The organism is Paenibacillus sp. FSL P4-0176 (assembly GCF_037975265.1).
Lineage (GTDB): Bacteria > Bacillota > Bacilli > Paenibacillales > Paenibacillaceae > Paenibacillus > Paenibacillus amylolyticus.
The window spans coordinates 5,899,063-5,911,703 of record NZ_CP150242.1 but is presented as its reverse complement, the minus strand read 5'-3'; the positions used below and the strand labels follow the sequence as shown (position 1 = coordinate 5,911,703).

Annotated in this window: 11 protein-coding genes; 8 read left to right on the top strand and 3 right to left on the bottom strand. The window is 47.3% G+C overall.

Annotated features, from left to right (window positions below):
• Positions 1 to 117 precede the first annotated feature (117 nt).
• Together MKY95_RS27320 and MKY95_RS27315 are read left to right on the top strand one after the other, a co-directional pair.
• Positions 118 to 1,458, top strand: a complete 1,341-nt coding sequence (locus tag MKY95_RS27320) for a TrkH family potassium uptake protein (RefSeq protein WP_100529755.1) — start codon at positions 118 to 120, stop codon at positions 1,456 to 1,458.
• A 54-nt stretch (positions 1,459 to 1,512) separates the two neighbouring features.
• On the top strand, positions 1,513 to 2,184 hold the full coding sequence (locus MKY95_RS27315) for a TrkA family potassium uptake protein (protein ID WP_017692455.1): 672 nt from the start codon (positions 1,513 to 1,515) through the stop codon (positions 2,182 to 2,184).
• Positions 2,185 to 2,238: 54 nt separating this feature from the next.
• Here the strand turns inward: MKY95_RS27315 and MKY95_RS27310 are convergent, their stop codons facing one another.
• On the bottom strand, positions 2,239 to 3,168 hold the full coding sequence (locus tag MKY95_RS27310) for a LysR family transcriptional regulator (protein WP_036673385.1): 930 nt from the start codon (positions 3,166 to 3,168) through the stop codon (positions 2,239 to 2,241).
• A 295-nt stretch (positions 3,169 to 3,463) separates the two neighbouring features.
• On the opposite strand from MKY95_RS27310, the gene MKY95_RS27305 reads away from it, so the two are divergent.
• From MKY95_RS27305 to MKY95_RS27280, 6 genes are all read left to right on the top strand, one after another.
• Positions 3,464 to 4,132, top strand: a complete 669-nt coding sequence (locus MKY95_RS27305; protein WP_036605792.1) for a succinate dehydrogenase cytochrome b558 subunit — start codon at positions 3,464 to 3,466, stop codon at positions 4,130 to 4,132.
• 43 nt (positions 4,133 to 4,175) lie between these two features.
• Positions 4,176 to 5,918: a succinate dehydrogenase flavoprotein subunit gene (gene sdhA, locus MKY95_RS27300; protein ID WP_036673387.1), complete on the top strand. Its 1,743-nt coding sequence runs from the start codon at positions 4,176 to 4,178 to the stop codon at positions 5,916 to 5,918.
• A gap of 663 nt (positions 5,919 to 6,581) precedes the next feature.
• A complete protein-coding gene (sdhB, locus tag MKY95_RS27295; protein WP_036605794.1) occupies positions 6,582 to 7,346 on the top strand; it encodes a succinate dehydrogenase iron-sulfur subunit in 765 nt (254 codons plus the stop codon).
• Between the two features lie 175 nt (positions 7,347 to 7,521).
• Positions 7,522 to 8,496: a metallophosphoesterase gene (locus MKY95_RS27290; RefSeq protein ID WP_076319790.1), complete on the top strand. Its 975-nt coding sequence runs from the start codon at positions 7,522 to 7,524 to the stop codon at positions 8,494 to 8,496.
• 57 nt (positions 8,497 to 8,553) lie between these two features.
• Positions 8,554 to 9,285, top strand: a complete 732-nt coding sequence (locus MKY95_RS27285; RefSeq protein ID WP_076319789.1) for a metallophosphoesterase family protein — start codon at positions 8,554 to 8,556, stop codon at positions 9,283 to 9,285.
• Between the two features lie 168 nt (positions 9,286 to 9,453).
• Positions 9,454 to 10,086, top strand: a complete 633-nt coding sequence (locus tag MKY95_RS27280) for a GNAT family N-acetyltransferase (RefSeq protein WP_076319788.1) — start codon at positions 9,454 to 9,456, stop codon at positions 10,084 to 10,086.
• Positions 10,087 to 10,558: 472 nt separating this feature from the next.
• On the opposite strand, the gene MKY95_RS27275 is transcribed toward MKY95_RS27280, so the two are convergent.
• A complete protein-coding gene (locus MKY95_RS27275; protein ID WP_339195360.1) occupies positions 10,559 to 11,368 on the bottom strand; it encodes a histidinol-phosphatase in 810 nt (269 codons plus the stop codon).
• A gap of 30 nt (positions 11,369 to 11,398) precedes the next feature.
• Positions 11,399 to 12,301, bottom strand: coding sequence for a LysR family transcriptional regulator (locus tag MKY95_RS27270; RefSeq protein ID WP_036605798.1), 903 nt, complete (start codon positions 12,299 to 12,301; stop codon positions 11,399 to 11,401).
• Positions 12,302 to 12,641 lie beyond the last annotated feature (340 nt).

The following is a 12,641-nucleotide window of genomic DNA, read 5'->3' as shown; positions in this document are numbered from 1 at the left end:
TATATGTCGTTTTAATCTGAATCATACTTGTTTAACGTTTGGCAACAGCATTTCAAATGAAGAACGCTCCACGGGTGTGGAGTTATTTTCATTTTAGAAGAGGTGGAAGATACTCAAGTGAAACTGAATGTGCAATGGATGCGATTATCGCCACCCCGTATTCTTGTGTTAGGGTTTGCTGGCATCATATTGGTAGGCACAATGTTGTTAATGCTTCCGGCATCCAACCGTAACGGAGACAGTCTTGCATTTATTGATGCGCTCTTTACAGCAACTTCGGCTGTTTGTGTCACTGGTTTGGTTGTGGTGGATACAGGGACTCATTTCTCGGTGCTGGGTCAGGTTGTAATCGCGATTCTGATTCAGATTGGCGGACTGGGCTTCATGACAATGTCCACATTGGTTGCCATTGCGTTCAAACGGCGGATTTCGCTTAGAGAACGGTTGATTCTACAGGAAGCGATGAATCAGAGCACGATGGAGGGCATCGTCCGGCTGATCCGTAAAGTTGTGATCTACTCACTCATTATCGAAGGCATATGTGGCACACTGTTTGCCATTCGCTGGTCGTTCGACATGCCGATTGGACAGGCGATCTATTATGGCTATTGGCATGCGATCTCCATGTTCAACAATGCGGGCTTTGATATGTTTGGGGATTTTCGCAGTCTGACCGGTTATGTGTATGACCCGTTGGTTAATTTTACAGCAATGTTCCTGATTGTCTCTGGTGGTATCGGTTTTGTGGTGTTGTCAGACCTGGTGGATTACCGCAAAACGCGGAAGCTGTCTCTGCACTCCAAAGTTGTACTGTTAATGACTGGATTGTTAATTGTGTTTGGTGCACTTGTCATTTTCGTATTTGAATTCAGCAATCCACGGACACTGGGTGGCCTGAACTGGGGTGGCAAAATTCTCGGTTCATTCTTCCAGTCCGTTACGCCGCGAACAGCAGGAGCCAATACGGTAGATATTGCCGGGCTGAGACAGGCAACACAGTTCTTTATGATCATTCTGATGTTCATTGGTGCTTCGCCGGGTTCTACCGGAGGCGGGATCAAAACAACGACATTTATGATTATGGCTGGAGCGGTCATCGCCATGATGCGTGGACGTGAAGATATCGTGTTTTTCCGCTATCGGCTTGTACAGGAACGGATTTTCAAGGCGCTTACCATTACATTGCTGGCGCTTTTGTTCATCATAGCTGTAACGATGGCACTGAGTACCACAGAAGACGCCAGTTTTATGATGATCTTATTTGAAACGACATCGGCCTTTGGTACTGTAGGATTATCGCTTGGACTAACGCTGAAGTTGACTACATTGGGCAAACTCTTGATTTGTTTTACGATGTTTGCTGGAAGGCTTGGACCGATTACATTAGCGTATGCACTTGGGCAGAAAAAGGGTAAAGAGTTATACAGGTATCCGGAAGGCAAAATGATTATTGGATAAATCTATTTTTAGTGAGTTTTGAAATTGATTTGGATAAGGGGTTCGTGAAGAACAATGAAAACACAGCAGTTTGCGGTGATTGGGCTTGGGCGATTTGGCTCCAGTCTGGCACAGGAATTAATGGAACTCGGCTACGAGGTGCTCGGGATCGATAAAAATGAAGAAGTCGTCGAAGACATTAGTGAATTGGTCACCCATGCCGTTGTAGCCGATGCCACAGATGAGGAAGTGCTACGCTCCCTGGGTATTCGAAATTTTGACTGCTGTATCGTTGCTATCGGGGATGATATTCAGACGAGCATTCTCACCGCGATTCTGTTAAAAGAGCTGGGCGTCAAGACGGTTGTGGCCAAGGCCATATCCGTCCTTCACGGACGCGCATTGGATAAACTGGGGATTGATCGTGTCGTTTATCCTGAGCGGGATATGGGCATTCGGGTTGCCCACCAGCTGGTTACCCCGAACTTGCTGGATTACATTGAATTATCCAATGATTACAGTATTGTCGAGATGAAGGTTCCCGCCTGTCTGCACAACAAAACCCTTTCCACCCTGAATGCACGTGTACGTTTTGGTTGCAGCATTGTAGCGTTACAGAAGGAAGCTGGGGTCATTATCGCTCCGACGGCACTGGATTCGCTTCAAATGGGGGATATCATGGTCATTATTGGTAATAATGCAGATATCGACCGATTTGAAGAAGAGGTTATCAGCCAAGAGAGCTGATAATTATCATGAGTTAAATATGGAAGCCAGGCGTTAGAACCTGGCTGATTCAGATCAAGGCAAAGGCGTCGTAGCCCTCCGTGAGGGCAATGGCGCCTTTGCTGTAAAGAGTGCAGCAGTCTCCTTGACCCATTGTCTGGAGGTCTCGCTGAGGTCCTCTTTTTCCCCATAGATCATACAAGTTGTTCTGCGGGTCTGCTGTAATTGAGGCAAATGAACAGAAACAAGATCATTGTCCGCGAGCAATTGTGGACGAAGATATGACTTGGGCAATAGAGCAGCAGCTTTGGCGGAAGGCAGAAGTCGGATGATCGCTTCGAAGGAATCAATCTCCATGCGAATATCCGGCATCACGGCACAGCGCTGGAAGAGATCGTCCGTTAATTTGCGATACCAGGTGCCTTTGGAGAACGTGATCATCGGCAGATCCTGCAAATGCTCCATCCCAGCTTCCTTACCGGACAAGGGGTGTGTAAGCGGCACAACCAGTTCCAGGTGATCGTCAAAGAGCGGCACACAGTTAAGCCCCACTTCGCTGATGGAGGAGGCGACAATGCCCACATCGGCTTTTTTGTCACGCACAAACGACACAATCTCATGTGTTTTACCCGTCAACAGTTTCAGTTCGGCATTTGGATGTTTCTCCATAAAGGCATTGACGAGAGGTGGTAACGTAGTTTGAAGCGTCGTCAGACTGGCTCCAAGTGTAATGGTGCTTTGTTCTTCGTCTTTATACTGGGCCAGCATGGTGAGGAACTTCTGTTGTTGCTGCTTCTGTTCTACAGCGTAGGTATAGGTGAACTGGCCCACACTGGTTAACTCCAGCCGTTTGCCACGGCGGTGGAACAGGGCAACTCCGAGTTCATCCTCCAATTTGGCGATTTTGCGTGAGAGTGCGGGTTGGGACAAGTTCAGTAACTTGGATGCACGGTTCAGGCTGGACTGCTCCACGACCGCTGCAAATGCATTTAACTCCTCAAACATGAACAATAACCTCTTTTCCATGAATGTGATTCTTGCCCTTGCTCAATCGTTTTCCATGTTGTATAGCCTGTAAACCCAATGTTTCACTGCTTATACCTATAGGTTATAACATTTAATAATTATATTGCAATTCCCTTATAAGAAAAAAAGGAGTAACATGAACCGTGACACAAGTTGTTCACACCTGGGGAAAACGGAACAATTTGTCGAACCTTTTCATGGAAAAGGATTCGTGTCATGATAAGTGAAATCATTTATGAAAACGTTGTATTTAGCGAAAGGGGATCGACATTTTATGAAAGGGTTTTACTCCAGAAAGCTGCACTCCTTGCTTGGCGTCATTCCGCTCAGTTTGTTTTTTGTTGAGCATTTGGTGACGAACTTCACGGCAGTTGAAGGCGGCAAAGAAGCTTTTTACGGTGCCGTTGCATTTCTGAACGGTTTGCCTCTTGTTATTGTAATTGAGGCATTACTTATCTGGCTGCCGTTGTTCTATCACGGTGTTTATGGTCTTTACATTGCCTATCAGGCCAAGCCTAACGTTGGGCGTTACGGTAATGAGCGCAACTGGCGCTACACGTTACAGAGGGTAAGCGGTATTATTACGTTTGTATTCGTCATCTGGCACGTATGGGAGACGCGAGTACAGATTGCGCTGGGTAATGTATCCCATGAAGAGATTGGCGGCGTCATACATGATGCGGTGACGAATCCGATAACCTTTGCGATATATATGATCAGTGTGGTTGCGGCGTCATATCACTTTGCCAATGGTCTGTGGTCGTTCCTTGTTAGCTGGGGAATTACGGTTGGTCCGCGTGCGCAACGTGTATCCTCTTACGTATGTATGAGCTTGTTCGCTATTGTTTCCATCATGTTTATTGCTTCACTATTTGCTTTCCGGAGCATTGATTTCCAAACAGCTACTTCGATGATTGACGCAGTAAAAACAGTTCTAATTTAAGCATTTAGCGTATAAATGCTGACTTATAAGGGAGTGAACAGCAATGGCATCAACGAATGTAATTATTGTGGGCGGCGGTCTCGCGGGATTGATGGCGGCGATCAAATCGGCTGAAGCCGGAGTCCATGTTCATTTATTTTCACTGGTTCCTGTTAAACGATCCCACTCTGTATGCGCACAAGGCGGCATTAACGGAGCGGTAAATACCAAGGGTGAGGGTGACTCCCCATGGGTACACTTTGATGATACGGTATACGGCGGTGACTTCCTTGCGAACCAACCTCCTGTTAAAGCGATGTGCGAAGCAGCACCTGGCATCATTCACTTGATGGACCGTATGGGCGTAATGTTCAACCGGACACCGGAAGGTTTGCTTGATTTCCGTCGTTTCGGGGGAACGAAGCATCACCGTACGGCATTTGCAGGAGCGACAACAGGACAACAATTGCTCTATGCATTAGACGAGCAGGTACGTCGCTGGGAAGCAGCTGGCCTGGTTACGAAATATGAGAACTGGGAGTTCCTGCAGGCGGTTTTGGATGATGAAGGCGTTTGTCGCGGAATCGTAGCCCAAGATCTGAAAACGATGAAGGTACAGACCTTCCCGGCAGAAGCGGTTATTCTGGCGAGTGGTGGTCCGGGGATCATCTTCGGTAAAACGACCAACTCTGTAATTAACACAGGTACAGCAGCAAGTGCGGTGTATCAGCAAGGTGTAAATTACGCAAACGGGGAATTCATTCAGATTCACCCAACAGCCATTCCAGGGGATGACAAGCTACGTCTCATGTCTGAATCCGCGCGTGGTGAAGGTGGACGGATCTGGACGTACAAAGACGGAAAACCTTGGTACTTCCTTGAAGAAAAATATCCATCCTACGGTAACCTGGTTCCACGTGATATCGCGACTCGTGAAATCTTCAGCGTCTGCGTAGATATGGGTCTGGGTGTGAACGGCGAGAACATGGTTTATCTCGACCTGTCGCACAAAGATCCGAAGGAACTGGATGTTAAACTCGGCGGAATCATTGAGATCTATGAGAAGTTCATGGGTGATGACCCGCGTAAAATCCCAATGAAAATCTTCCCGGCAGTCCATTATTCCATGGGCGGCATGTGGGTAGATTACAATCAAATGACTAACATTCCTGGGCTGTTCGCAGCTGGTGAATGTGAATATCAATACCATGGTGCGAACCGTCTGGGTGCAAACTCATTGGTATCTGCGATCTATGGTGGTATGGTGGCTGGACCAAAAGCGGCTGAATATATCAAAGGACTTAAAAAATCGTCCGCTGATATCCCATCTTCCGTATTTGAGAAACACACCAAACAACAAAGCGACAAGTACGAAGGCATCTTGAAAATGCAGGGCACGGAAAATGCCTATGTCATTCATAAAGAGCTTGGCGAGTGGATGACAGCCAACATGACGGTTGTGCGTTACAACGACAAGCTTGAAGCCACGATTGGCAAGATCAAGGAATTGAAAGAGCGTTATGGCAAAATCAACATGTATGACAGCTCCGGTTGGAATAACCCAAGCGCAGCATTCACTCGCCAACTGTGGAACATGATTGAACTGGCAGAAGCAATGACTCTCGGTGCTCTACTCCGTAACGAAAGCCGCGGCGCGCATTACAAACCGGAATTTACGGAACGTAATGACGAAGAGTTCCTGAAAACGACTATCGCAAGCTGGTCGAAGGAAGGCCCGAAAATCTCGTACGAGCCAGTAGACGTATCCCTGATCCCACCACGTATCCGGGATTACTCCAAGGATTAAGAAGTACCACACTATTCATGCAATGAATAGTTAAACACCTGAACGGAGAGGCAGGAGAACTTTGAAGAAGCAGAGCTTCTTCAAAGTTACTGCCATCAAAGTGAAGGAAAGACCCAGAAGAAGCAAAGCCCTAGCGATGCTTCAGAACTTCAATACTGCCCATCCAGCATGAATGGAGTGCAGTTTCCAGCAAAGTGACCCAGTGCACGACGTAGCGGAGGAAGCGGAAATGCCCAGAAGAAGCAAAGCGCCTTAGCGATGCTTCAGAACTTCAATACTGCCCATCCAGCATGAATGGAGTGCAGTTTCCAGCAAAGTGACCCTGCGTGCACGACGTAGCGGAGGAAGCGGAAATGCCCAGAAGAAGCAAAGCGCCTAGCGATGCTTCAGCACTTCAATACTGCCATCCAGCATGAATGGAGTGCAGTTTTCCAGCAAAGTGACTCTGCGTGCACAACGTAGCGGAGGAAGTGGAATTGACCTGAAGAAGCGAAGCGTCCGCCTTTGATACCCCATTTTATTCAATAGAGATCCATTCAGTAAAATGGGGGAGCAACAGCGGTCGGAAGGTCATTCCACTGACGGAGCGCCACCCGTGCACCAAAAGAGTAACTTTGCGCATCAGCAACACCAATCATCGTCACCAGAGGAGGGGACTACGATATGGCGGAACAAGCTACAGCCAACAAAACCGTCAAGTTTATCATCACCCGTCAGGATAGCCCGGAGTCATCTTCGTACAACGAAGAATTTGAGCTTCCGTACCGTCCCAACATGAATGTGATCAGCGCCCTGATGGAGATTCAGCGGAACCCCGTCAATACAGATGGCAAATCCATTGCTCCCGTTTGCTGGGATTCCAATTGTCTCGAAGAAGTCTGCGGTGCCTGCTCCATGGTCATCAACGGCAAGCCACGTCAAGCATGTGCAGCCCTGATCGACAAGCTCGAACAGCCCGTTCGTATCGAACCGATGAAGACATTCCCAGTGGTTCGTGACTTGGTCATCGACCGTAGCCGGATGTTTAGCGCCCTGAAACGCGTAAAAGCATGGATTCCGATCGATGGTACCTATGACCTCGGTCCAGGTCCACGGATGCCTGAGAAGAAGCGTCAGTGGGCATATGAGCTGTCCAAATGCATGACATGTGGTGTATGTCTGGAAGCATGTCCGAACGTCAATGAGAAAACAGACTTTATCGGTCCAGCAGCACTGTCCCAAGTGCGCCTGTTCAACGCTCACCCAACAGGGGAGATGAACGCCGACGATCGTCTGGAAGCGTTGATGGAAGACGGAGGCATTGAGGGCTGTGGTAACTCACAGAACTGTGTGCAATCCTGTCCAAAAGGCATTCCACTGACAACCTCCATTGCCGAAATGAACAAACAAACGACCAAGCATATGTTCAAACGCTGGTTGGGTGTATAATCTCGTCATAAAATGTGCAGAAGTGTAATCTGCAACTTAGAAGAAGTCGTGATCCCGTGCAGCAACATGCCGGAGATCCCGGCTTCTTTTTGTAATGAAGCAGAGGAACCGGGCTACCCATGCAGAATATGATATACTAAGCGGATGGATTAAGAGCGTAGAAGGAGGGGGAGATATGGCAGAGACACCGCGTCAGGGCAGCAACAACTCGCCGTCCCAGCGCTCGCACAAAGCACCAGGTGCAGAAGAGTCTGTGTTTCCTGGGGAAGAAAAGGATCATGATCCCTCTCGCCGAAGTTTCTTATTGCGCATGGTTTTGATGACAGCGGGTGCTAGTCTGCTTACAGGAGGTTATGCCTGGTTATGGGAACCGCGTCGTCTGGAGATCAAGCAAGTGGCGCTGAAACTTCCGAAGTTTCCAAAGGCATTTGACGGTTTGCGTGTCGTTCAGTTCAGCGATGCCCATCTTGGTTTTCATACCGGGGTGAAAGAGCTGAAGAAGCTGGCAGCAACGATTGAGGAGCAGCAACCGGACTTGATTTGTTTTACCGGAGACATCGTCGAGAGGGAAGCAGAGCCGATGCGAGAATGTATTCCGGTACTCGCCTCCATGCAAGCAAAGTATGGCAAATTTGCTGTTTTGGGGAATCATGATTATCGGGGCGGGCAGCAGAATGAAGTGACAACCATGTTCCGTGAAGCTGGATTCACTTTGTTACGGAACGAACATGTGGTGATTGAACAAGGGGGCGAACGTCTGGCCATAGCTGGTCTGGATGACGCACTTACAGGCAGGCCTGATCCTGCTGAAGCCATCAAGGGATTGGATCACGATGTGTGGAAATTGTTACTTATGCATGAACCGGATTATGCCGACATTGCCACTCCCTATGGTTTCGGATTACAACTTTCCGGTCATAGCCATGGTGGACAGGTACGTTTTCCCTGGATTGGGGCACTGACAACTCCGCGAGGTTCACACAAGTATGTTCAAGGGTTGTATTACACGGATGTCCAGGGGGTATATTACACCACCCAGACACAGATGCCGGTGTATGTGAATCGTGGTTTTGGCATGACTCAACTGCCCATTCGTTTTCTGTGCAGACCAGAATTAACGGTTTTTGAGCTTAAAGGATCAACCACATAAAAGAATATAAGATGAATATAAAACATAAAGGATTCAACATGAATGGAGGTTATCCAGATGGAAAGAATTGCGATTGTATCCGACATTCATGGCAACATGACTGCCTGGGAAGCAGTGTTAAAAGATATCCGAAGTCGTGGCGTAGAGCGAATCTTTTGTCTTGGTGACCTCGTGGGCAAGGGGCCAGAACCGGTACAGGTTGTGGATCAGGTGAGAGCGACGTGCGAACTTGTTATCCGTGGCAATTGGGATGAACTGGTTGCGGTTAACCAGGACAACGAGAACTTTACGTGGCAAGCAGAACGGTTGGGTGAGGAACGATTGGCGTACTTGGCGGGCCTACCCTTCAGTCATCAATTTCAACTGAGCGGTCGCACCATCCGTCTGGTCCATGCTTCACCTCAAAGTGTATACCATCGTGTACAGCCGTGGGACGCGATGGAAAAGAGGTTGGCAATGTTTGATCCTCCGGCTGATGAGCCTGAGCAAGGTATTGCAGATGTTGTAGGTTATGGGGATGTGCATAACGCATACTTGCAGTATATGAACGGCAAGTTACTGTTTAATGCAGGCAGTGTTGGTAATCCACTCGATCTTCCCCAAGCTTCCTACTGTATTCTGGAGGGTGAAGACAGCAACGATAACAACACCCCGTTCAATGTTCAATTTGTGAGGGTGCCTTATGATATTGAGCGAGAAGTACAGGTTGCACAGTCGGCGAATGTTCCTGCATTGGATTTCTATATTCGTGAGATTCGTACGGGTATCTATCGCGGGCTGCAGGAGTAGTCAGTATCTGGGCCTTTTAGCATGAGGAATTGAATGATGCAATATATTAATACTAAAATGCGAATACTAAAGTTCGTGGATCAGTTCAAATGGTATTACGCCGGATCATCATCAGAGCATGCTTGTCTTACCGGACTAGAGCCCGTTTAGGCAAAAGGAGCGATTGTCATGCTTACCCGAAAAATGCTGGTTCAAGGTCTGCCGGCTTTGTGGACAGAGCGGCTTGTCCTGCGATCATTACGTCAAAGTGATTACAGCACATTATCGGAACTCTTTTCCGATCCTCAAGTCATAAGATATGTTAATAGGGGAAGCCAGCCCACGCCAATCAGGGCGAGACGGTTATTGAACCAGATACGGAGCAGCAGCGCCAAGCTGGATTCGTTACATTATGGGATCTGCTGGAGAGGCAAGGAACAGGTGATTGGGATCACCTCATTCCAGCACTGGAATGATCAGAATGGTACCGCACAGATTGGTTATATCCTTAACAGGTCCTGTTGGGGCATGGGGGTGGCTACCGAGGCGGTACAGCGGCTGTTGCAGTTTGGATTTGACGATCTTCATTTGTGGAGGGTGGAAGCACGTTGTTATGAGGCCAATGTATCTTCACAACGGGTGTTAAGCAAAATAGGGATGTCCTATGAGCGGAGTCTTCCCTCGTTTGTACTGCATGATGAGGATGACGAGGGATCTGAATCCCTGATGGATGTCAAAGTGTACAGTATGTACCGGGAACAATACGCCCGCCCGCTTAAGGAAAAAGATCTGCAAACCCTGGTATCTGACAAGCCGCAATGACATAGAGTAAGAGTAGTCAAACGTGAATGAATCGAACTTCAATCATTTGTTACACAATTGAAATATAGCTGCAATTGAACTCTAACAGACAGGGGGTAAACTTATCTCATGACCCCCTTTTTGATAATAGATAATGCTGTTGGGACCCGCGCGAGCGGGTTCATTTTTTTTGTCCATATAAGTTAACTGTGGGGGATTTACACTGGCCACTCCGATGACAGAATAACCTTCTGATCGCTGTTATCCCCAGATTTTTTGATTCCCTTTTGAAAAGGGAAAATCCGTTGATAGCGTATGCTTCCGATGCAGCTTTCTTTCAGAAAGCTTTTAGGCGACCGCTTCGCTTCTTCTGGTTTTTTCTGTCCTCTCCGTTATCGTGCAAAATATAGTTGTATCTCTTTATATAGGACACTACAAAGCCCCCCCACGGCGTAAACAAGCACGCTGTGGGGGGCTTTGTGTTTGCTCTATTTTACAGTGATACAATCTGCATCTGTTTCTGCTTGAAGTATACCCAGTCGGTGAATCCGATCTCCTTGAGACGTGTACGAACGTCATCCAGCTCGTCTGCCACCCGCTGTGGTTTATGAGCGTCCGATCCAAATGTCACCTTCACTCCATAATGCTGGGCGCGTTCGAGAATGGCATCCGAGGGATACCAGCCACCGCTGAGTTTGGTTTTGCCAGATGTGTTAATTTCAATCGCTACGTTGGATTCTGCAATGACCTGCAACGTTTCATCAATGGCCTGATCAGCGATAATTTCGGAGAAAGGTGGATAGTTTCCTTTCATCGCATCAATGTGTCCAAGAATCTGGAATATACCGCTGCGAGCCGATTCCCGGATTAATGAATAATAGCTCTCTTTCACTTCAACTTTGCGAGCATTACTTAGGCCATTCCACCGGGTTTTGTTGAAGATGCTTACATCCTCGGTATGATGAACTGAACCAATAATATAGTCAAAAGGATACTGTCCCAGCGTGGTACGATACAATTCCGCATGAGTAGGGAAGTAGTCGGATTCAATGCCAAGCAGCACATCGATTTTACCAGCGTATTCTTCTTTCAGAGCAAGGACTTCTTCCACATAATGCTGTAATTCCGACTTACCCATTGCGATCCGGGGAAATGCCTGCTCAAGCTCACTGCCAAAGTATGGCGTATGATCCGAGATACCGATGGCCTGAAGTCCTGCCTTAATACCTGCATCTATATAATCGCGGATGTTGCCGTCTGCGTGACCACAACGAAAATGATGTGTATGAAGATCAAATTTCATATGGAATCCTTCCTTTCTCATGGCTCATTGTCATTCTGAACTGATGAATTGGGTTTCCGGCATACCTTTGAGATCGCTTATGAATTGCTGCATCGCTGAGTTAAGGTATCGACTGGACTTATAGATGACACCGACAGGGTGACTGACCTCCAGCTCACTTAAGGGTATCATTCGCAATGTACCTTGACGCAACTCATGCGCAACAGATTGTTTGGAGATGACAGCTGCCCCGAGATCAATCTCGACCATCCGTTTCACTTCTTCGCTGCTCGACAACTCCATTACAATATTAGGTTCAATATTATGTTTCTTGAAGATCGTTTCCGTAAACCTTCGTCCTACGGTATCAGGGGACAGCAGAATCAATGGTGTACTCCGGAGTACATCGACTGCAGCATGTTTTTTCTTCGCCAGCGGATGGGAAGGAGATACCACGAGTTCAAATGTGTCATAGTACAGCACAGATGTATTCAGGTTGGGATTACGCTCCGTGAGATAACCGATACCAATATCAACCAGACCATTTTCGACCTGGGTATAGATCTGTGATGAGGGAAGGGATTGGATACTGGTTTTGATCAACGGGAATTGATCTTGGAAATAGGATAACACCCTTGGCAAGATCTGAATAGCAATGGAAGTTGTTGTGCCTAATACGATACGTCCCTGAGGCGTTTCATCGAGATCGGACAATTTTTGTTTTAACTCATCAACGATGTCGAGCATCCGTTCAGCGTGCTCCAGGAATACCTGTCCACGGTCTGTCAGGGTAACGGGTTGGTTCCGATCCACAAGAACGGTGCTGAATTCGTCCTCCAGACTTTTGATCTGGGCCGAGACGGCAGGCTGGGTAAGGTTCAGAAGTTCTCCCGCCTTGCGGAAGCTCATCGTTTTGGAAATGGTAATTAGTGTCTCCAGTTGGCTTATGTTCATAGGTGACCTCCTTGCAGGCAAAATTTCTTGATTATGTAGTGTTTGGTTCGATGTAATCCCGTAACTAGTTATTGTTCCGTTATCTTAAATTATAGGTGATTCAGGACAGCAGAGCAATGAAGGTAATTATCAGGATCAAAAGTAGTTCAAGAGACTGTGAAAAAAACGCGAATACAAGAATTTGATTTTTTTTACAGTTGTGAGAAGCAGTAATAAAGTCCTAAATGCCTTTTGCCACGCACAATGAACGAAAAGCTTTCTTCAAAAGAAGTGAAAAGCGCTGTTTATTCGCTAGAATCAGCTATAAACATTTGCCCCACGGATGACGATAAATTATAGT